The sequence below is a fragment of the Brevundimonas sp. genome (assembly GCF_029945885.1).
In the GTDB taxonomy this organism is placed as follows: Bacteria; Pseudomonadota; Alphaproteobacteria; order Caulobacterales; family Caulobacteraceae; genus Brevundimonas.
On sequence record NZ_JAQSDK010000037.1, the window covers coordinates 360,836 to 380,629 of the forward strand.

The following is a 19,794-nucleotide window of genomic DNA, read 5'->3' on the forward strand; positions in this document are numbered from 1 at the left end:
GCGACTTGCTGAATTGCCGCGATATTGTCCTTATGCCCCAGAAGACCGGAGAAAAGTATGGCCATTGATCCCGCCGGGCCCACAGCCCTGATCACCAACGACGCCGTCGTGCTCGGCCTGCTGGCCGTCATACTGGGCGGCGTGTTCTGGGCCTCGAACCTGACCCACCCCTGGGTGAAGCGGTTCTTCACCGTGATTCCGGCCCTGCTGCTCTGCTATTTCCTGCCCTCGCTGCTGACCACCTTCGGCGTGGTCGATCCCGAGACCTCGCGCCTCTATTTCATCGCCTCGCGCTTCCTGCTGCCCGCCGCCCTCGTGCTGCTGACCGTCTCGGCCGACCTGCCGGCGGTGTTCGGTCTCGGCCCCAAGGCCCTGATCATGTTCGCCACCGGCACCGTCGGGGTGATGATCGGCGGCCCGGTCGCCCTGCTGCTGACCAGCTGGATCGCGCCGGAGCTGATGGGGGCCGGGCCCGAGGCCATCTGGCGCGGCATGGCCACGGTCGCCGGCAGCTGGATCGGCGGCTCGGCCAACCAGACCGCCCTGTACGAGATCTACGGGGCCGGTCCCGACACCTTCTCGATCTGGATCGCCGTCGACGTCGTCGTCGCCAACATCTGGATGGCCGTCGTGCTGTGGATCGCCGCCAACCAGCGCACCATGGACAGACTGTTCCGCGCCGACGCCTCCGCAGTCGACCGCGTCCGCGACAAGGCCGAGGCCTATGAGCTGGAACACGCCCGCATCCCGTCGCTGAAGGACCTGATCTTCATCCTCGCCGTCGGCTTCGGTGCGGTCGGCCTGTCACACGCCATCGCCGATCCCCTGTCCGCCTGGTTCGGATCGACCTTCGAATGGGCCCAGCGCCTGTCGTTCGACTCCAGCTTCTTCTGGCTGGTGCTGACCGCCACGATCATCGGCGTGGTCCTGTCCTTCACCGGTGCCCGCAAGCTGCAGGGTCCCGGCGCGTCCAAGGTCGGTTCGGTGTTCGTCTATGTGCTGGTCGCCACGGTCGGTCTGAACATGAACATCGGTGCCATTCTCGATTCGCCCGTCTATTTCCTGATCGGCGGCGTCTGGATGCTGGTCCACGTGGCCCTGATGTTCGGCATGGCCTTCCTGATCCGCTCGCCCAGCTTCTTCCTCGGCGTCGGCTCGATGGCCAATATCGGCGGGGCGGCGTCAGCCCCGGTCGCCGCCGCCGCCTTCCACCCTTCGCTCGCCCCGGTCGGCGTCCTGCTGGCCGTGGTCGGCTATATCGTCGGCACGGCGGCCGCCTGGTTCACCGGCCTGGTGATGATGCAGATCGCGGCGGGGGCGGGGTAGACCCGCCAATATCCGCACATCCCCGCGAAGGCGGGGGTGTGCGGATATTGAAGCGCGTTCGGCCTTGTCCGATGACGCTGCCCTAGAGCGCCCCCTCGATCTCCCCCTGGTAGCCGAACAGCCCCTGCGCCCCGCCGGTGTGCAGGAAGACCACCGTCTCGTTCTCGAACCGGCCGGCCTTCGCCAGGGCGATCAGCCCCTTCATCGCCTTGCCGGTATAGACCGGGTCCAGCACGATCCCGTCCGTCCGCGCCGCCAGTTTCAGCGCCGCGATCACCGCGTCGTCGATCAGGCCATAGCCGTCACCGACATAGTCACAGTCGGCCACCACCATGTCCGCCGTCACCGCATCGTGTCGGCCGCCTGGCCTGATCGCTGGAATGGGCAGCCCATGCCTCTCAGCGTTGGTCCGTTATCACCGCTGCAGCGCGCAATTGCCTCAGCGCCGCGTGCTGCGCCTCGATCATGATCGGATTGGGATCATGGCCGGTTCGGGCGAGCGGCACATAGGTCTTTTCCGGTGCCGAGAGGTCGTCGAAATAGGCCCGCGACAGCTCGGGCGGGGTTACCAGATCCACCTCGCCCTGCAGCAGGTAGACCGGCATGGCGAACGCGGTCCCCAGTGTCCGAAGATCGATCCCGGAGGCGATGCCGTTATTGGCCGGACCCACGAACTGGAAAAACGAATAGTCCTCGCCCGCCTCATAGTCGGCGGCGTAGGCCGGGGTGTCATAGCCCGGACCAAAGGTGAACCAGCCCTCGGGTGCCGGTTCGCTGACCAGGGCCTCATATTTGCGCGTGATGCGACGCAGGATGCCAAAGGCGCGGGGATTGGTCCAGGGCGGGGGGCCGAGGGCCTCAAGCTTGGCGAGGGCATCGCCGTCGCCGGATGCCGCGGCCAGGGTCGTCGTGCGGCCGTAGCTGATCCTCAGGCTGTCCTGATAGTTCACCATCTGCCCGGTGCCGACATAGGCGTGGAACAGGTCGGGGGCCGCCATCGCCATATGTGTCGCCAGGACCGAGCCCCAGGACCCGCCCATCAGGATGACCTTGCGCTTGCCGAACCGTTCAAGGGCGTAGCGCGCCACCTCGACGCCATCCGCCGACAGTGCTTCCAGGGTCAGGGCTTCGTCCTCGGCCGGCGGGCTGGCCGCATAGGTCTTGCCCGAACCGCGCTGGTCCCATTGAACAATGGTGAAATCCGTCTCCCAGCTGCCGAACACATTGCGAGCGAAAGGCGTGTTGGGGTTGCCGGGCCCGCCATGCACGATCAGCAGCACGGGGTTGCTGCAGTCCGCCCCGTCGACGACCACCCACTGCTCTATGCCGCCGATGGTGACCAGGCTCGACTCGTGGACCGGCTGGCCCGGTGCCGGACACACGCCTGCGGGCTCCACCGCCTGTGCTGCGCCGACGGTCGTGCCGAACAGCAGCAATGCCGCGGCCATCAAACCTGGAATTCTCATGGTGCCCCCGGGCGATCCTGCCGGCCGCTGGATACGGGCGACACGCCCTCCTACGAACGCCAGCCGACCGGGGCAATCAACAAAGTCGGTGCCGCAGCCTTTTCGACATCGGCCCGCTTTCCATGGTTCCGCCCGGCCAGCCCCCGCCCCCTAGAGCGCGCCCTCGATCTCCCCCTGGTAGCCGAACAGGCCCTGGGCCCCGCCGGTGTGCAGAAAGACCACCGTCTCGTTCTCGAACCGGCCGGCCTTCGCCAGGGCGATCAGCCCCTTCATCGCCTTGCCGGTATAGACCGGGTCCAGCACGATGCCATCGGTGCGCGCCGCCAGTTTCAGCGCCGCGATCACCGCGTCGTCGATCAGGCCGTAGCCCGCACCGACATAGTCGCAGTCGGCCACCACCATCGCGGGCGTCACCGCGTCGGGCCGCCCCAGCAGGGCCGCCGTCTCGCGCGCCAGCTTCAGCACATTCTCTTCCTGCCTCGCCTTCGGGGCCCGCACGCCGATGCCCAGCACCGGAATGTCCGCCCCCATCACCGCCAGGCCGGCGACCAGACCGGCCTGGGTCCCGGCGCTGCCGGTGGCGGTGATGATGCGGTCGATCGGCATGTCCAGCTCATCGGCCTGGACCACGATCTCGCGGGCGCAGTCGACATAGCCCAGGGCCCCGACCGGGTTCGAGCCGCCGCCGGGGATGATGTAAGGCTTGCCGCCGCGGGCCCGCACCTCGGCCGCGGTCTTTTCCAGTTCGGCGGTCATGTCCGACCCGCCCGGCACGGTGCGGATGCCGGCCCCGAACAGCCGGTCCATCAGCACATTGCCGTTGTGGACATAGTCGGTGGCCCTGGAGCCGGTCCGCTCTTCCAGAATGACCTCGCATTTCAGCCCGTGCGCCGCCGCCGCCGCCGCCGTCTGGCGCACGTGGTTCGACTGCACCGCCCCCTGGGTCACCAGGGTGTCGGCCTCCAGTTCGAAGGCCTCGCCCAGCAGGAATTCCAGCTTGCGCGTCTTGTTGCCGCCGCCGGCCAGGCCGGTGCAGTCATCGCGCTTGATCCACAGTTCGACGCCCAGTACCTCGCTCAGCCGCGGCAAAGGCTCCAGCGGCGTCGGCAGATGGGCCAGGCGGATACGGGGAAAGCGGGCGAGATGCATGGGCGGGCTCCGGAAAGGCCCCCCGTCCCTAGACCCGATCCCCACGGCAATGAAGCCCCCGGAACCAATCCCGGCGAACGCGGTTTAGTCAGTGGAACTCCCGGATGATCCCCATTCCCGGGAGATCCGGCGGCCCGGTCCTGTCAACGCCCCCCCGACGCAGGCCGGGCCGCCGCCCTTCCTCCCACCGCCCCGCTCGACAGCCGCCCCGCACCGGCCTATCGTCGACGCGTTCTCCGGGGGGTCGCATCCAAGCGGCTGAGATTGGCGTGATCGCCTGACCCGTCGAACCTGATCCGGGTCATGCCGGCGAAGGGATGGGAAACACGCGCGGACTCCACGGGTCCGCTCATCCCCGCGCAGGCGGGGACCCGGGCCTCGGCCCGGCCCGTCCGGCGCCGGCAGACCTCCAACGCAGAGGCCGCCATGAACATCGTCGTCACGCCCCCCAAAACGTCCGAGGCTCAAGAGGCTCAGGCAGCGAGCGACCGCGTCGCGAGCGATAGCCTCCCCCTTAAAGACGCCCGCGACGAGGTCATGCGCGAGACCGGCACCATCCCGACCGGCGAGCGCGCCGGGTCGAGGAAGGTCTATGCCTCGGGCGAACTCTACCCCGACCTCCGCGTCCCCTTCCGCGAGGTGGCCCTGCACCCCAGCGCCAATGAGCCGCCGCTGACCATCTATGACCCGTCCGGCCCCTATACCGACCCGACCGTGACCATCGACATCAAGAAGGGCCTGCCCCTGGTCAAGTCGTCGTGGCAGCTCGACCGCGGCGACATCGCCCCGGTGCTGAACCCGCGTGAGGTCAAGCCCGAGGACAACGGCCACGCCAGCGGCAAGAACCTGGCCCCACGCTTCGACACCTCCAACCACAAGGTGTTCAAGGGGGTCGAGGGCCGCCCGGTCACCCAGTACGAATACGCCAACGCCGGCATCATCACGCCCGAGATGGAATACGTCGCCATCCGCGAGAACCTGCGCCGGGAAGAAGGGCGTGGGGTGTCGGGTGTGGGGGATGGGGGAAGCGTCACCCTGGCCGACGGCTCAACCGTGCCTCTTCCCCACACCCCACACCCCACACCCCACACCCCCAGAGACGGCGAACCCTTCGGGGCCGAGATCCCCGACTACGTCACCCCCGAATTCGTCCGCTCCGAGATCGCCCGCGGCCGGGCGATCATCCCCCACAACATCAACCACCCCGAGGTCGAGCCGATGATCATCGGCCGCAACTTCCTGGTGAAGATCAACGCCAACATCGGCAACAGCGCCGTCCTGTCCTCGGTCGACGACGAGGTCGACAAACTGGTCTGGGCCACCCGCTGGGGCGCCGACAACGTCATGGACCTGTCGACCGGCCGCAACATCCACAACATCCGCGACTGGATCGTGCGCAACAGCTCGGTCCCGATCGGCACCGTGCCGATCTACCAGGCGCTGGAGAAGGTCAACGGCGTCGCCGAGGACCTGACCTGGGAGGTGTTCCGCGACACCCTGATCGAACAGGCCGAACAGGGCGTCGACTATTTCACCATCCACGCCGGCGTGCGCCTGCCCTTCGTGCCGATGACGGCGAAACGCGTCACCGGCATCGTCTCACGCGGCGGCTCGATCATGGCGAAGTGGTGCCTGTCGCATCACCGCGAGTCCTTCCTCTACGAGCATTTCGAGGACATCTGCGACATCATGCGGGCCTATGACGTCAGCTTCAGCCTCGGCGACGGCCTGCGCCCCGGCTCCATCGCCGACGCCAATGACGAGGCCCAGTTCGCCGAGCTGCGCACCCTCGGCGAGCTGACCAAGATCGCCTGGGCGAAAGGCTGCCAGGTCATGATCGAGGGCCCCGGCCATGTGCCGATGCACAAGATCAAGGCCAATATGGATGAGCAGCTGAAACACTGCCACGAGGCCCCCTTCTACACCCTGGGCCCCCTGACCACCGACATCGCCCCCGGCTATGACCACATCACCTCCGCGATCGGGGCGGCCATGATCGGCTGGTTCGGCACGGCCATGCTCTGCTACGTCACGCCCAAGGAACACCTCGGCCTGCCCGACCGCCAGGACGTCAAGGACGGCGTCATCACCTACAAGATCGCCGCCCACGCCGCCGACCTGGCCAAGGGCCACCCGGCCGCCCGCCTGCACGACGACGCCCTCAGCCGCGCCCGGTTCGAGTTCCGCTGGGAAGACCAGTTCAACCTCGGCCTCGACCCCGAGACCGCGCGCAAATACCACGACGCCACCCTGCCGAAAGAGGCCCACAAGACCGCCCATTTCTGCTCCATGTGCGGCCCGAAATTCTGCAGCATGAAGATCAGCCAGGACATCCGCCGGGACGCGGCGGCGCAGAATGATGCGGGGGGTTCGCTGGCGGATGAGGCGGAGAAGGGGATGGCGGAGATGTCGGCCAAATTCCGCGCGGGCGGGAGTGTGGTGGAGGTGAAGGTGTGAGGGGGGCTAGGTAGCGTTAGCTAGCGCACTGCCGGCTATCCGACCTCTTTGCTCCACCGAATGCGCTGATACGCCAAGATCCAACCAAAAGATCGTATTGTAGTATCTCATTCCGGCGGTGCCGATATACGCGTCCAATAGCTTTGAGAGCCTTTGCTTCGTCAGCGATTGGACAACCCTGACGGACGCGGTTCGACGAAGACTGTCTACTCCGTTCAGCAGTATAGGTATCAACGTATCATCGCTTACATTGCGAAGCTTGGTCATGGGCAACTCTGCAATGACGTACTCCAGCACCGATGGCGCTATGAGAAGGCCCAACATTTCCTCGATGCGATTGCCCGCGAGCCGAACAATTGTCTTCCCGGCCGCCTTAAGCGTACGAACTCGTACTCCGCTCATAGAGACTAGGAAGCTTGTTTGACGATCTGCGATAGCGGCGACCCTCGGAATATCGGACCAGTCTCCGAAGCGCTTCAAAAAGTCTATCTCGGCCTGTCCCGCGTCCGCGAATTTCCCATCGACCGCGCGTCTCACCAGCGCCAAGTCTTGAGGCTCGCCAAACTCGCAGAGAACATCCAGAGCGCTGCGAAAGAACCCCTTTCGGGTATATTCCGACAGCTGCCGAGTTCTGCCTACCAAGTCGGATGCCAGGCCACCGTATTTATTCTCAAAGGCTTCCAGCATGCTTTCCGTTCGCACGGCAAAGCTGTCTTCTAAGTCCTTCCGGATATCAAAAGGCACCCCACCTTTATACTTCTTGGCCAACGCAATGTAGGCTTGATGCTCCAGAGGGCCGTCTGCTTCGTACGCGTCCAGCAGTTCCGAGACAGAAAGCTTGGAGTAGGCATTGGACCTATAGGTCTTCCAATGATCTTCGGCCGCGCTGTCTGCTCCAGACCATCCCAGTGAGAAGGCATTTGACTTGGGTTTGATGATGATCGCCTTAGCTTCAGCAAGCGCAAATACCCTACCGGTCTGTTCAAGCGCCGTTAGAGCGGAGTACCGGACATCAGAACTGCTGTCGTCCAGCAGGTGCTCGTAGAGCTCAATTCTGGTCGATTTTCGATTGACCAATTCGTTTAGCGCAGCCATCCGGACATTTGACGTTCGATATGCAGCAGCTTGGACTAATTGATCCTCAGTGGCGATTGACAGAGCATCAGTGACTGATGCCAGAATGAATTCACTGGCAACATCAAATTGGAGATCGAGCAGCGCTTCAACCGCCGTAGACTTCCCTTGTCGCATACTTATACATAAAATTGCTTCCGCGGCGGATCGAACTGTCGAGTGATCGCCTTTGTCATACTCTCTGCGTAGCTGCGGGATGTCTTCCTCGCGCCCCATATGTGAGAGATATGACAGAGCAGCCTTCTTAACCGCCGCAGCCGTATCTTTGGACAACCAGCTATCGATTATCCGATCCCGGGCGTTCCAGGACAGGCAGTCAATAGTGAAATTTCCCAGCATCATCACTCTGAGAGCACCAGATTTAATGTTGTCCGTTCGTCCCGCGAGGGATTCTACAACTAGGCGTTCCTCGATGTCGCTCGCCGGAAGGCTAAAAAGCCAATGCCAAAGCGGTGCATTTTGCTGTTCGATGCGGGAAAGACCGGCATCCAGGAGGCTGCTTGCCTCCCTGCCGCTCAAGGTTAGTGCACGGCGCGCCGCGAATATGATGTTCGCATCGTGGGGACCAATAGGATCCATGTCGTTGTTCGAATGAGCAAGCCCATGCGAGATCAGCCGCAAACGCGCGACCTCTTCCGGTACCGTAAATGATTGATCATCACGCTCGATCAGATCAGCAAGAAAATCACTCTCCTGCTTCCACAGAAGGCGGCCCACAGCTTTTTGTTCGGACACCGAGTGACTGGCTGCTGATAAATTGCCTTTTATAGAGGCATCTGAATCGACCTTCTCATCGTCGTTATACAAGGCCTGCACATAAGCCGATATCTTTCGGCGAACGAGCTGCTCCAGCTCTCGTATATTAGAGAATGACTGAAACAGTATTGATTTGTCCGCAATGATTTCCGCTCTGAAATCGAGGACCTTTCTCAGTTCCGCGCCGGGATCTTGGAGCATATCGTCTGGGATAGCCTTAAAAAACAGGCTCATATCGGGCTTGCCTGTGCTTGCCCTGCGCTCAAACGTGAGTCGAAACTCCTCTTCGAAACCTGAGGTGTGGGGGCCCGACTTTGATGGCGGTGTTCCCCACTTTTTCCACATCATTCCGATGAAGAGTTCGCACTTCTCCAAGTCGCGATTGATCGATTCCTGGGGGCGCCCCCAAATCGAAACCGTATCCTCCCATCCCACGAGCTGAACTTGATACCCAAGCTTATCAGCCCAGGTCACATTGAACTCATCGACCACACCCTTGGCGGCCTTTCGTTCATCTGTAAGATCGCCCGGTGACGCCAAGAACACCTTGACGATATTTCGTGTGCTCGACACCTGATGCCCAACCTCAGCGCGATTCGAAGTGTTCACACGATAGGCTTGTTTGAGCCGCGGATACTAGGATCGTGACCATTCAGGGATTAGGTCAAACCGGCTCGAGCGCTCACCCCTCCCCCTGCTATCCCCCGCAACGCCTCCTCAAAAACCCCCGCCGGCTGCCCGCCCGAGATCAGTCCCTTCCCCTCCACCACCCCGGCGGGCACGCCGTTGATCCCGCGCGAGACCCCCATCACCGATCCTTCTCCCCTTGCGGGAGAAGGTGGCAGCCGAAGGCTGACGGATGAGGGGTCGCACCGGCGGATGGGGATTGGCGCTTCACTGGCGGTCGCTGACTTTCGATAGCGGCGAAACCCCTCATCCGTCTCGCTTCGCGAGCCACCATGGGGAGGGGGACCGCGCAGCGGTGGAGGGGCACTGGCCCCACACACCGCCCCGACCGTGCTGCCCCCCGCCCCTCCGTCAGGGCGCGAAGCCGCGCCCTGCCACCTCCCCATCGCTGCGCGACAGGGAGGAGACACCCCACACCCGACACCCCACACCCCATCCCCCAACCCCCGCCCCCACGCCCGATCCTGACGTCCCCGCGTGCTAGCCCTGCCCGTTCCACCTCCGGGAGGCCCCAGGATGTCCGACGCCCCGACCCCGCACCGCGCCAGTCCCCGCAGCGCCCCCGACGATGTCTGGGCGCGGGTGCGGGCCGACTATCTGTCCGGCCTGCCGGCGGCCGAGGCCTGTCGCCGCCACGGGGTCGGGCTGACGGCGATGCGCAACCGGGCCGCGCGCGAGGGCTGGCGCCGGGCCGACCTGCCGTGGACCCCGCCGCAAACCCTGGACCCCGATGACGAGGGGCTGATGCTCGAGGACATGGTCGCCGGCGACCTCGACCGGGTCGAGCTGTACCAGCTGACCCATGTCGCCCACCGCCGCATGCTGCGGGCGATCATGCGCGGCCGGGCCACCGAGGCCCTGCGCTGGCGCCGCGTCCGCCTGGCGCTCGAGGCCGAACAGGCGATCGAGGCCCAGCTGGCCGAACAGGAACAGCGGCTGTGGGCGCAGCGACACGGCCCCGGCCCGGCCGGTCATGTGGACTGAGTGGACCCAGTGGACCGAGTGGACCCTGTTTTTTCGTCCGCCCCCCCGGTCCGAATTCCCTTCTCCCCTCGTGGGTGGAGGAACGATCGCATTGCGATCGGACGACGGGTGGCTCGCGGAGCGAGACGGATGAGGGGGCTGGTGCCGCGTCTCCGGTCCGTGACGATCGGCGGATTGTCGGATGAAGCGGTGTCCCACCCCTCATCCGCCCCCTCACGGGGGCACCGTCGCCCACAAGGGGAGAGGGATCAGGTTTCGGCCGCCGCCATATCCCCCGCGATCTTGCGCAGCGCCTGTTCGAACACATCGACCGACTGGCCGCCGCTGATCATATATTTGCCGTCGATCACCACCGCCGGGACCGAGCTGATGCCGCGCGAGGTCCACAGGGTCTCGTCGGCGCGCACGGCCTCGGCATACCGCCCCTCGGCCAGCACCTCGAGCGCCTGGCCGCGATCCAGCCCCGCCGCCGCCGCCGCATCGGCCAGGACCGCGGAGTCGGTCAGGTTCAGACCGCGGGTGAAATGGGCGTCGAACAGCGCGCCCGTCAGCGCCCGCTGCAGGGCCGGACTGCCGCCGTCGGCGACCTCACCCGCCCAGTGCAGCAGCCGGTGGCTGTCGAAGGTGTTCCAGATCCGGCTGTCCGGCCCGGACTTCATGGTGAAACCGACCGCGGCCGCCTTGTCATGGATCAGCTGCCGCGCCCCGGCCGACTGTTCCGGGGTCGAGCCGTATTTGCGGCCGACGTGTTCGACGATGTTCTCGCCCTCGGGGGCCATCTGCGGGTTCAGCTCGAACGGCCGGAAGGTGATGTCGGCCGCGATCCCCTCGCCCTTCAGCCGCGCCAGCGCCCCCTCCAGCCCGCCCAGACCCACCACGCACCAGGGGCAGACAATGTCCGAAACGAAATCGATCTTCAGGGTGCGGGTCATGGTGGCGGCTCCGTTGGGGGAGACCGCATATGGGTGTCGGATGCGCCGGGGCCAGCCATCCCCTCACGTCCTTCTCCCGCAAGGGGAGACGGGATGCTCCCATACCACCGGTTCACAAACCGCCCCCGCCCCGTTAGGCTGCGCCCCCATGAAACCATCAGCCCTGACCCCCGCCCTCGCCCTCGCGGCCGCCCTCGGCCTCGTCGCCTGCAGCCCCGCCGCCGAGACGCCGGGCCAGACCCCGGCCGATCCGCCCGTCGTCGCCCGGCCCGTCCCGGCCGGCGATCCCGCCGCCCCGGCCGCCGGCGTCACCGCCATCCTGCTGGAAGGTGACGGCTTCATGCCCGCCAACCCCGGCGGTGGCGGCACCGGCCTCAAGCTCAGCTTCGGCGCGCCCCGGGCCACGGTGATCGCCTATATGACCGGCCTGCACGGCGGCACCGCCCCCCACACCGACAGCAATGACGAATGCGGGGCCGGTCCGGTCCAGTTCGCCCGCTGGGACGACGACCTCACCCTGGCCTTCCAGGACGGCAAATTCGCCGGCTGGTGGGCCGGCGAACAGGCCCCCGCCGGCTTCAGCACGGTCCAGGACATCCACGTCGGCTCGACCCTGGCCGAGGTCCGCGCCGCCTGGCCCGATGTCTCGGTCATGAACGACTCCATCGGCCCCGAATTCGCCTCGGCCGACATCTTCGGCACCCTGTCCGGCACCACCGCCTCGGCCAGGGTCACCGCCCTCTGGGCCGGGGTGTCCTGCGTGTTCCGGTAGGGGCTGACACGGATGTTGAAATCGCCCCTCTCCCGGCGGGAGGGGGGCCGGGGTGAGGGGGGATGCCCGATCCGGACCCGCCCGGGCGATGACGGGCGAAGCCCCGCCGGAACCCGGTGAAATCCTCCCGACTTGTCCCCCTTGCCGCAACGCTGCTACCCAAGGGGGATGGAAATCGGATCATTCATCACCCTCGGCCTGTATTTCGTGCTGATGCTGGCCATCGGCCTGTACGCCTACAGGGAATCGACCAGCGACGTGTCCGGCTACATCCTCGGCGGTCGCCGCCTCGGCCCGGCCGTCGCCTCGCTGTCCGCGGGGGCCTCGGACATGAGCGGCTGGATGCTGCTGGGTCTGCCCGGTGCCATGTATCTCAGCGGCCTGTCCTCGGCCTGGATCGCCATCGGCCTGTTCATCGGGGCCTTCGCCAACTACCTGATCGTCGCCCCGCGCCTGCGCCTCTATACCGAACTGGCCCGCGACGCCCTGACCATCCCCGACTATTTCGACAAGCGGTTCCTCGATAATTCGCGGATGCTGCGGGTCATTTCCTCGATCGTCATCGTCGTCTTCTTCACCCTCTACACCTCGTCCGGCCTGGTCGCCGGCGGCAAGCTGTTCGAGAGCGCCTTCGGCCTCGACTACAGCTGGGGCCTGCTGATCACCGCCGGCGTGGTCATGGCCTACACATTGCTGGGCGGCTTCATGGCCGTCAGCCTGACCGACTTCGTCCAGGGCTGCATCATGTTCATCGCCCTGGTCCTGGTGCCCGTGGTGGCCCTGACCCACGTCGGTGGCGTCGAGGGCATGACCGGAACCATCCGCGGCATCGATCCCGGCCTGCTCGACCTGTTCAAGGGGGCGACCGTGATCAGCGTGATATCGGCCATGGCCTGGGGCCTCGGCTATTTCGGCCAGCCGCACATCATCGTCCGCTTCATGGCCGTGCGTTCGGTGCGCGACGTGCCCATGATGCGCAACATCGGCATGGGCTGGATGCTGGTCACCCTGCTGGGGGCCCTCGGCACCGGCCTGGCCGGCCTCGCCTATGCCACCCGCACCGGACTTGAGGTCACCGACCCCGAGACCATCTTCATCATCCTGTCCGACGTGCTGTTCAACCCGCTGGTCACCGGCTTCCTGCTGGCCGCCATCCTCGCCGCCATCATGAGCACCATCTCCTCGCAGCTGCTGGTCTCCTCCAGCTCCCTGACCGAGGATTTCTACGCCATCTTCCTGCGCAAGGATGCGCCGCAGAAGGAACTGGTGCTGGTCGGCCGGATTTCGGTCCTGGCCGTGGCCGTGGCCGCCGGCGTCCTCGCCTGGAACCCCGCCAACAGCGTGCTCAACCTGGTATCCCAGGCCTGGGCCGGCTTCGGCGCCGCCTTCGGCCCGCTGGTGGTCCTGTCCCTGACCTGGAAGCGGATGACCCGCAACGGGGCCCTGGCCGGCATGATCGTCGGCGCCGCCACCGTCCTGGTGTGGGGCTATGCGCCCCTGCTGGCCGGCGGCGCGACCCTCAGCAGCCTGATCTACGAGATCGTGCCCGGCTTCGCCTTCAGCTTCATCGCCATCGTCGTGGTCAGCCTGATGGGCAAGGCCCCGACCGGCGAGGTCGCCGAGACCTTCGACGCCGTCGTCGCCGGCCTGGCCGAGGCCCGCGGCCCGCGCAAACCCGTCTGACCGGAGGCGCGGGACCGTCATGATCCGACCGCTGTCCCGCGCCGCCGCTCTCGCCCTGCTGGTCGCACTCGCCGCCTGCGAGTCGGCAGCGCCGCCTGATCCCGTCGTTGTCACCGCCGACGCGGCCCGGTGCGACATCCCCACGGGTCTGACGCCGGCCCGCCCCTATGACCCCCCGGCGGACGAAATCGTTCGCGACGTCGACACCGCCTACCACCTGCTGGCCCTCAGCTGGTCACCCCAGGCCTGCCGCAGTGGCAAGGACTATCCCGACCCCGAACTGCAGTGCCGCGACAACCGCTTCGGCCTGACCCTGCACGGCCTGTGGCCCAACGGCCCGGCAGACCGCCACCCGCGCTACTGCGGCCCGGCCCCCGCCCTGCAGCCGGCCACCGTGCGCGCCAATTTCTGCATGACCCCCTCCCCGACCCTGCAGCAGCATGAATGGGCCGCGCACGGCACCTGCGGCTGGGCCAGTGCCGAGGCCTATTTCGCGCGCGCCTCCAGCCTGTGGAACGCCCTGGTCAAGCCGGACCTCGAGGCCATTCCCGCCGATCGCCTGACCGCCGGGGCCATCCGCGACGCCTTCGTGGCCGCCAACCCCGGTCTGCCGCGCGCCGGTATCGCCGTGGTCCTGGCCGACGACATCTGGCTGCGCGAGGTCCGGCTCTGCTACGCGGCAGACTTCGCCCGCATCCCCTGTCCGCGCGGCACGGGCGCGCCGGACCGGCAAAGACTCCGACTCGCGCCCAGCGGCACCGCAACGGCCCGTTAACCCGACGGGCGCAGCCTCACTCCAGAGACCGGAGAAGGACCATGTCGACCGTTCAGACATCCAGCTACCGCCGCGCCCGCGACCATTTCGAGCCGCAGGACACCGATCCCCAAGAGCAGCGCCGCCTGCGCGGACTGCTGGAGCAGATCGACTACGCCGCCTTCATCTCGAACCGGGAGGTGATCGGCCAGATGCTCGGCCACGTCGACGCCGCCACCTTCCAGCGCCTGGCCATCATGACCGCCAACGCCCGGGGAAAATGGGCCGCCGAGGCGCTGCGTCTGTCGGAGTCCGGCTCACCGGTCACACCCGACCAGACCGCCCGCCTCACCGCCCATCGCAACGCCTTCGAGGAACTGGCCGAGGCCTATGAAGCGATGCGGCGCATGGTCGAGCGCGGCTATCTGATCATCAAATAACCACTCGCGTTCCGGCCGGCACCGTCAGCTCTTCAGACGGTAGCCGGTCTTGAACATCCAGCCCACGACGGCCAGGCAGGTGAAGAAGAAGCCCAGTGTCGCCGTCATACTGATCACCACCCCCACATCACTGGTGCCGAAGAAGGCCCAGCGGAAACCCGAGATCAGATAGACCACCGGATTGAACAGGGTCACCGTCCGCCAGACGGGCGGCAGCATGTCGATCGAATAGAATGATCCGCCCAGGAAGGTCAGGGGGGTCACCACCAGCATCGGGATCATCTGCAGCTGCTCGAACCCGTCAGCCCAGATGCCGATGATGAAGCCAAACAGGCTGAAGGTCACCGAGATCAACACCAGGAAGGCCAGCATCCAGACCGGGTGCAGGATGTGCAGCGGCACGAACAGGGTCGCGGTGGCCAGGATGATCAACCCCAGCAGGGCCGACTTGGTCGCCGCCGCCCCGACATAGGCCGCGACAATCTCCAGCGGCGAGACCGGTGCGGACAGGATCTCGTAGATCGTGCCGGTGAATTTGGGAAAATAGATGCCGAAACTGGCGTTGAAGATCGACTGGGTGAACAGGCTCAGCATGATCAGGCCCGGCACGATGAAGGCCCCGTAGGGCACGCCGTCGATCTCGGTCATGCGACCGCCGATGGCCGATCCGAACACCACGAAATAGAGGGCCGTGGTGATCACCGGCGTGACGATCGACTGCCACACGGTGCGCAGGGCCCGCGCCATTTCGAACCGGTAGATGGCCCAGATGCCGTAGCCGTTGAACGTCATGCCGCGGTCTCCGTCCGGTCCTGATGGACAAGGGTGACAAAGATATCTTCCAGCGAACTCTGGCTGGTGTTCAGATCCTTGAAGGCGATGCCCAGTTCGCTGAGCCGGCGCAGCAGGGACGGAACCCCGGTCCGTTCGGCATTGGAGTCGAACACATATTCCAGCTCGTGCCCGTCGGCCTTCAACGTCGGGGACCAGTCTGCCAGTTCGGGCGGGACCACCGTCATCACCTCCTGCAGATTCAGGGTCAGGGTCTTGCGGCCGAGCTTGGTCATCAGCACCGCCTTGTCCTCGACCAGGATCAGTTCCCCCCCGAGGATAACGCCCACCCGGTCCGCCATCTCCTCGGCCTCCTCGATGTAGTGGGTGGTCAGGATGATGGTCACGCCCCGATTGCGGAGTCCGCGGACGAGGGCCCACATGTCGCGCCTCAACTCGACATCGACCCCGGCTGTCGGTTCGTCGAGAAACAGAATGTCCGGCTCGTGACTCAGGGCCTTGGCGATCATCACCCGCCGCTTCATGCCGCCCGACAGGGTGCGCAGCTTGGCGTCCTTCTTGTCCCACAGGCTGAGGTCCCGCAGAACCTGCTCGATGAAGGCCGGGTTCGGGGCCTTGCCGAACAGACCGCGACTGAAGGTGACCGTAGCCAGCACCGTCTCGAAGGCATCGGTCGTCAGCTCCTGGGGCACCAGGCCGATCCGGGACCGGGCCTTGCGATAATCCTTCTGGATGTCGAACCCGTCGGCGAGGACCGTGCCGGTGCTCGGGGTAACAATGCCGCAAATCACGCTGATCAGGGTTGTCTTGCCGGCACCGTTCGGTCCCAGCAGGGCGAAAATCTCGCCCTTGCTGATCTCGAGATCGATCCGCTTCAACGCCTGGAGGCCCGAGGCATAGGTCTTGGTCAGACCCTCAATGGCAATGACAGGCGGCATGTGTCTGAGCGTCCCCTCGCGGCACCGGACCGCTCACGCGTCGAATATGGCGTCGATCGCCGCCGGCTCAACCCGTCAGGCAAAAGAACAAACCCGATCGACACGCATCCGCGGGAAACCAGCACCGTATCTCCATCATCGCCCTCCGGCCCAAGGACTGCCCCATGCGCCTTATCCGTTCGCTCGCCCTCGTCACCGCCGTCCTGGCGCTCGGCCCGGTCGCCTGTGTGACCGCTCCCGGACCGTCGGAAGTGCGGGCCCCGCAACCGGCCCGTACGGTCGACCTGAACCGCTTCTATTCCGGTCGCTGGCTGGAAATCGCCCGCCTGCCGATGCGACTGACCGACGGCTGTGTCGCCGGGGCCACCAACTATACGGTCGTCAGCCCGACCCGCGTCGACGTCCGGGACACCTGCCAGGTCGGAACCCCCACAGGGCGGGAAAAGGCGATCGGGGCCCGCGGCGAAATCCTTGACCCCGGTACCAATGCCAAGCTGAGAGCCCGCTATGTCGGGGGCCTGATCACCTGGGACTACTGGGTGCTGGATCACGCCGACGACTACAGCTGGTTCATCTCCGCCGACCCCACCTTCGACAAGCTGTGGATCTACACCCGCGAGGTGCCGACGCCCGGGCAACGCGCCCAATTGGTCGAACGCGCCCGAAACCTGGGCTATGATGTCAGCCGCCTCGAATTTCCCGCCTTCTGATCTGTGGGCGCTGTCCAGGATATCCCCATGGTTCGTGCCCCCCTTCTGATCCTCTCCGCCCTTGCACTGGCCATGGCAGGCTGCGCCGATCGCGCTCCGGTTCCCGAAGGGGAGCGGTTCGGTCCCAATCCGACCCTTCCCGCCCCGCGCAACACGCTGCTGCCGACGGTCAACATCGCTCCCGCGACCGGGTGGCCCGACGGTCAGACTCCGGTCGCAGCCGATGGGTTGGCGGTCGCGGCCTTTGCCGCGGGCCTGGATCACCCGCGCTGGCTCTACCGTCTGCCCAATGGCGACATTCTCGTCGCCGAAACCAACGCCCCGCCCCGGATGGCCAAGAAGAAACGCGGCCTGCGCGACTGGATTCAGGGTCTGGTTATGAAGCGGGCGGGGGCCCGCGCCGCCAGCGCCAACCGTATCACCCTGCTGCGCGACGCGGACGGTGACGGTGTGGCCGAGACCCGGACCGCCTTTCTTGAAGGGCTGAATTCCCCGTTCGGGATGGCCCTCGTCGGCGACCGACTGTATGTGGCCAACGCAGATTCCTTGGTGGTCTTCCCCTATCAGACCGGTGAGACCGCGATTACGGCCGTCCCGGTCAAGATCGCGGACCTGCCCGCAGGCCGGAACCATCACTGGACCAAGAGTCTGGTCGCCAGCCCGGACGGGTCTCGCCTGTATGTCGGGGTCGGATCCAACTCGAATGTCGGCGAAAATGGCCTCGACGTGGAAGTCGACCGGGCCGCCATCCTCGAAATCAACCCCGCCACCGGCGCACGCCGGGTCTATGCGTCCGGTCTGCGCAATCCCGTCGGCATGGCCTGGAATCCCGAAAGCGGCAAACTCTGGGTCGCCGTCAACGAACGGGACGAACTCGGCAATGACCTGGTGCCCGACTACATGACCTCGGTCACACCGGGCGGTTTCTATGGCTGGCCCTGGAGCTACTACGGCCAGACCGTCGACACCCGTGTCGAGCCGCGCAATCCGGACATGGTCGCCCGCGCCCTGAAGCCGGACTATTCGCTGGGGGCCCATACGGCCTCTCTCGGCCTGACCTTCTATGACGGCTCCCTGGTCCCGGCCTGGCAAAACGCGGCCATCATCGGCCAGCACGGATCATGGAACCGCGAACCGCGCAGCGGCTACAAGGTGGTTTCGGTCGCCTTCGTCGACGGTCGTCCGGTGGGTCTGCCTCGCGACATCCTCACCGGCTTCCTCAATGCCGACGGCGCGGCCATGGGCCGCCCGGTGGGTGTCCAGACCGATGGGACCGGAGCCCTGCTGGTGGCCGACGACGTCGGCAATGTGATCTGGCGCGTGGCCCCGGCCCGCCCCTGAAACCGGCCAAAGGCCCCGACGGTGCTAACCGGCGGGGCCTTCAATCCGTTCAGTCAACGATCCCTCAGTCGATCGGCGGGCCGGTCAACGTCTCGGACGGCAGAACCGGTGTCGGCGTCGGCGGCGACGGAGCCACCCCCACTGCAGGTTCGGCGACACTTAGATAGGGCTGCGGGCCCGCAGGCATCGGAGCGGGTTCAGCCGGAGCCACGACTGGCGTCACCGCGGCCCGGGGCGGAACCATCGATGTACGGCTTCGCGAGACGGCGACGGGCCTCACCACTGGCGTGGCCTCGGTCACAGTGGCCGACGGCGCAGCAGGCACGAGGGCCGCCGGCGCGGTATCTGTCAGCGGCTCGGCCACGATCGGCACAGCCACGACGGGCGCTTCGACCGCGACCAGCGCGCCCAGCGGCTCTGAGGCTTCGCCGCCAATCGCCATGGCCACGGCCCCGCCGATCAGAACCACGGCACCGATGGGTACCAGGATCATCCAGGTCTTGACCGCCTTACGGCCGTTCCGCGCCTTGCCGCTGCGGGCATAGACCGGAGTATAGGGCGCGCTTTCGGCGACGGGGGTTGGAGCGGTGGCCAGCGACCCGTTAACAGCGATGTGGTCGGGGTATGTAATTGACATGGGTATTCTCCATATGACGCCCTTAAGAACCAACCCCCTGACAGGAAGTTCCGACTTTAGAGCGTCGACACAAAGAAACACCGTTACGAACACAGTTTGGGCAAGCGCGATTACATCTCACCCGTCGCCATGACTTGGTTTGAACTAAAAGCTGCTGAGCTCCGATACGGAGACAACGGCCGGCCGTGTGCCCTCGGTCCCGAAGGTGCCAACCCAGATGTCATACTGGCCGGCGACCGAGGGCAGGACGAGCGACGGGTTGGAGCCGTCGCCGCTGTCGTCATCGCAATACCAGGTGCCGGTGGGGCCGTTGACAACCAGGGTCGTGTCGGCATTCGAGATCACAGACACCTTCAGATCCAGCGAGCCCTTGCCGTCCCAGTAGAGCCTCAGGTCCGGGGCGCTGGTGATATGGCCGGAACAGGCTGTCAGTGTCCGGCTGACATCGATCGACCCTCCGGCCTGGACGATGACCAGGCTCGGGTCGGGTGAAAAACCGGGGGACAGGCGAACTTCGCCATAGTTGGGGGCTGCAGCGATATCCTGGGCGGCCGCAGGAGTGACGGGAAAAGCAGCAAGGGCGACAGCGACAATCAGGCGCACGACAGCCTCCGGGTCTGCGAACGGTGCGCCGACACCACGTCGACAACCGCCGATATCCGACAGCATATCCCACCGTCTGCGGCGTTCAAGGTCCTGACTCGACACCCGGCTGGATTGACGCAACGTCACCGGCGCAACGGCGCCACGGCAGCAAACAATCCGTCACCGCGCCGGTGCGAATTGCCGGTGGAATTCCCCTCGCGGTTGACCCGGGCAGGCCGGTTGTCCATCAC

General features: G+C 65.9%; 17 protein-coding genes, 1 pseudogene and 1 riboswitch. Of the genes and pseudogenes, 9 read left to right on the plus strand and 9 right to left on the minus strand.

Annotation, left to right across the window (positions count from 1 at the left end; translation table 11 throughout):
- Positions 1-57: 57 nt before the first annotated feature.
- A complete protein-coding gene (locus PSV00_RS14710) occupies positions 58-1,326 on the plus strand; it encodes a DUF819 family protein (protein ID WP_300448701.1) in 1,269 nt (422 codons plus the stop codon).
- An 82-nt stretch (positions 1,327-1,408) separates the two neighbouring features.
- On the opposite strand, the pseudogene PSV00_RS14715 reads toward PSV00_RS14710, so the two are convergent.
- From PSV00_RS14715 to PSV00_RS14725, 3 genes and pseudogenes are all read right to left on the minus strand, one after another.
- Positions 1,409-1,672 (minus strand): annotated as a pseudogene (locus PSV00_RS14715) (pyridoxal-phosphate dependent enzyme); the annotation flags it as partial.
- A 52-nt stretch (positions 1,673-1,724) separates the two neighbouring features.
- Entirely contained in the window at positions 1,725-2,792 is a 1,068-nt protein-coding gene (locus PSV00_RS14720) for an alpha/beta hydrolase (RefSeq protein ID WP_300448703.1), read from the minus strand.
- Between the two features lie 150 nt (positions 2,793-2,942).
- Positions 2,943-3,941 carry a D-cysteine desulfhydrase gene (locus tag PSV00_RS14725; protein WP_300448705.1) on the minus strand — a complete coding sequence of 333 codons (999 nt, stop codon included), beginning with the start codon at positions 3,939-3,941 and terminating at the stop codon, positions 2,943-2,945.
- 227 nt (positions 3,942-4,168) lie between these two features.
- A riboswitch (TPP riboswitch) is annotated at positions 4,169-4,277 on the plus strand.
- A gap of 201 nt (positions 4,278-4,478) precedes the next feature.
- Here PSV00_RS14725 and thiC point away from each other — a divergent pair.
- A complete protein-coding gene (thiC, locus tag PSV00_RS14730; protein ID WP_300448708.1) occupies positions 4,479-6,398 on the plus strand; it encodes a phosphomethylpyrimidine synthase ThiC in 1,920 nt (639 codons plus the stop codon).
- Between the two features lie 6 nt (positions 6,399-6,404).
- Here thiC and PSV00_RS14735 read toward each other — a convergent pair whose 3' ends face one another.
- Complete coding sequence (locus PSV00_RS14735) at positions 6,405-8,897, minus strand: DUF4062 domain-containing protein (RefSeq protein ID WP_300448711.1); 2,493 nt, start codon at positions 8,895-8,897, stop codon at positions 6,405-6,407.
- Between the two features lie 594 nt (positions 8,898-9,491).
- Here PSV00_RS14735 and PSV00_RS14740 point away from each other — a divergent pair.
- Positions 9,492-9,959: a hypothetical protein gene (locus PSV00_RS14740; RefSeq protein ID WP_300448713.1), complete on the plus strand. Its 468-nt coding sequence runs from the start codon at positions 9,492-9,494 to the stop codon at positions 9,957-9,959.
- A gap of 248 nt (positions 9,960-10,207) precedes the next feature.
- Here PSV00_RS14740 and PSV00_RS14745 read toward each other — a convergent pair whose 3' ends face one another.
- Entirely contained in the window at positions 10,208-10,891 is a 684-nt protein-coding gene (locus PSV00_RS14745; protein WP_300448716.1) for a DsbA family oxidoreductase, read from the minus strand.
- Positions 10,892-11,039: 148 nt separating this feature from the next.
- On the opposite strand from PSV00_RS14745, the gene PSV00_RS14750 reads away from it, so the two are divergent.
- The 4 genes from PSV00_RS14750 to PSV00_RS14765 all read left to right on the plus strand — a co-directional run bounded on the left by PSV00_RS14750 (position 11,040) and on the right by PSV00_RS14765 (position 14,540).
- On the plus strand, positions 11,040-11,663 hold the full coding sequence (locus tag PSV00_RS14750; protein WP_300448719.1) for a hypothetical protein: 624 nt from the start codon (positions 11,040-11,042) through the stop codon (positions 11,661-11,663).
- Positions 11,664-11,831: 168 nt separating this feature from the next.
- Complete coding sequence (gene putP, locus PSV00_RS14755) at positions 11,832-13,346, plus strand: sodium/proline symporter PutP (protein WP_300448722.1); 1,515 nt, start codon at positions 11,832-11,834, stop codon at positions 13,344-13,346.
- 19 nt (positions 13,347-13,365) lie between these two features.
- The gene (locus PSV00_RS14760) at positions 13,366-14,121 is read left to right on the plus strand and encodes a ribonuclease T2 (protein ID WP_300448724.1); all 756 of its coding nucleotides are present in this window, start codon (positions 13,366-13,368) and stop codon (positions 14,119-14,121) included.
- Between the two features lie 41 nt (positions 14,122-14,162).
- Positions 14,163-14,540, plus strand: a complete 378-nt coding sequence (locus PSV00_RS14765; protein ID WP_300448727.1) for a hypothetical protein — start codon at positions 14,163-14,165, stop codon at positions 14,538-14,540.
- A 24-nt stretch (positions 14,541-14,564) separates the two neighbouring features.
- Here PSV00_RS14765 and PSV00_RS14770 read toward each other — a convergent pair whose 3' ends face one another.
- Complete coding sequence (locus tag PSV00_RS14770) at positions 14,565-15,332, minus strand: ABC transporter permease (protein ID WP_300448730.1); 768 nt, start codon at positions 15,330-15,332, stop codon at positions 14,565-14,567.
- Positions 15,329-16,270: an ABC transporter ATP-binding protein gene (locus PSV00_RS14775; protein WP_300448733.1), complete on the minus strand. Its 942-nt coding sequence runs from the start codon at positions 16,268-16,270 to the stop codon at positions 15,329-15,331. The genes PSV00_RS14770 and PSV00_RS14775 overlap by 4 nt, the downstream gene beginning before the upstream one ends.
- Positions 16,271-16,434: 164 nt before the next feature.
- Between PSV00_RS14775 and PSV00_RS14780 the strand changes: the two genes are divergently transcribed.
- Together PSV00_RS14780 and PSV00_RS14785 are read left to right on the plus strand one after the other, a co-directional pair.
- Complete coding sequence (locus tag PSV00_RS14780) at positions 16,435-16,980, plus strand: lipocalin family protein (protein WP_300448737.1); 546 nt, start codon at positions 16,435-16,437, stop codon at positions 16,978-16,980.
- Positions 16,981-17,007: 27 nt separating this feature from the next.
- Positions 17,008-18,321: a sorbosone dehydrogenase family protein gene (locus PSV00_RS14785; protein ID WP_300448739.1), complete on the plus strand. Its 1,314-nt coding sequence runs from the start codon at positions 17,008-17,010 to the stop codon at positions 18,319-18,321.
- 64 nt (positions 18,322-18,385) lie between these two features.
- On the opposite strand, the gene PSV00_RS14790 is transcribed toward PSV00_RS14785, so the two are convergent.
- Complete coding sequence (locus tag PSV00_RS14790) at positions 18,386-18,958, minus strand: hypothetical protein (protein WP_300448742.1); 573 nt, start codon at positions 18,956-18,958, stop codon at positions 18,386-18,388.
- Positions 18,959-19,102: 144 nt separating this feature from the next.
- On the minus strand, positions 19,103-19,561 hold the full coding sequence (locus PSV00_RS14795) for a peptidase S1 (protein WP_300448745.1): 459 nt from the start codon (positions 19,559-19,561) through the stop codon (positions 19,103-19,105).
- Positions 19,562-19,794: the final 233 nt, after the last annotated feature.

Excerpts from the sequence above, each read along its gene's own strand:
- PSV00_RS14790 (WP_300448742.1), bottom strand. The coding sequence starts at position 18,958 with ATGTCAATTACATACCCCGACCACATCGCTGTTAACGGGTCGCTGGCC.
- thiC (WP_300448708.1), top strand. The coding sequence starts at position 4,479 with ATGCGCGAGACCGGCACCATCCCGACCGGCGAGCGCGCCGGGTCGAGG.
- PSV00_RS14710 (WP_300448701.1), top strand. The coding sequence starts at position 58 with ATGGCCATTGATCCCGCCGGGCCCACAGCCCTGATCACCAACGACGCC.
- PSV00_RS14765 (WP_300448727.1), top strand. The coding sequence starts at position 14,163 with ATGTCGACCGTTCAGACATCCAGCTACCGCCGCGCCCGCGACCATTTC.
- PSV00_RS14740 (WP_300448713.1), top strand. The coding sequence starts at position 9,492 with ATGTCCGACGCCCCGACCCCGCACCGCGCCAGTCCCCGCAGCGCCCCC.
- PSV00_RS14720 (WP_300448703.1), bottom strand. The coding sequence starts at position 2,792 with ATGAGAATTCCAGGTTTGATGGCCGCGGCATTGCTGCTGTTCGGCACG.
- PSV00_RS14785 (WP_300448739.1), top strand. The coding sequence starts at position 17,008 with ATGGTTCGTGCCCCCCTTCTGATCCTCTCCGCCCTTGCACTGGCCATG.
- PSV00_RS14745 (WP_300448716.1), bottom strand. The coding sequence starts at position 10,891 with ATGACCCGCACCCTGAAGATCGATTTCGTTTCGGACATTGTCTGCCCC.
- PSV00_RS14725 (WP_300448705.1), bottom strand. The coding sequence starts at position 3,941 with ATGCATCTCGCCCGCTTTCCCCGTATCCGCCTGGCCCATCTGCCGACG.
- PSV00_RS14780 (WP_300448737.1), top strand. The coding sequence starts at position 16,435 with ATGCGCCTTATCCGTTCGCTCGCCCTCGTCACCGCCGTCCTGGCGCTC.
- putP (WP_300448722.1), top strand. The coding sequence starts at position 11,832 with ATGGAAATCGGATCATTCATCACCCTCGGCCTGTATTTCGTGCTGATG.
- PSV00_RS14750 (WP_300448719.1), top strand. The coding sequence starts at position 11,040 with ATGAAACCATCAGCCCTGACCCCCGCCCTCGCCCTCGCGGCCGCCCTC.
- PSV00_RS14770 (WP_300448730.1), bottom strand. The coding sequence starts at position 15,332 with ATGACGTTCAACGGCTACGGCATCTGGGCCATCTACCGGTTCGAAATG.
- PSV00_RS14760 (WP_300448724.1), top strand. The coding sequence starts at position 13,366 with ATGATCCGACCGCTGTCCCGCGCCGCCGCTCTCGCCCTGCTGGTCGCA.
- PSV00_RS14775 (WP_300448733.1), bottom strand. The coding sequence starts at position 16,270 with ATGCCGCCTGTCATTGCCATTGAGGGTCTGACCAAGACCTATGCCTCG.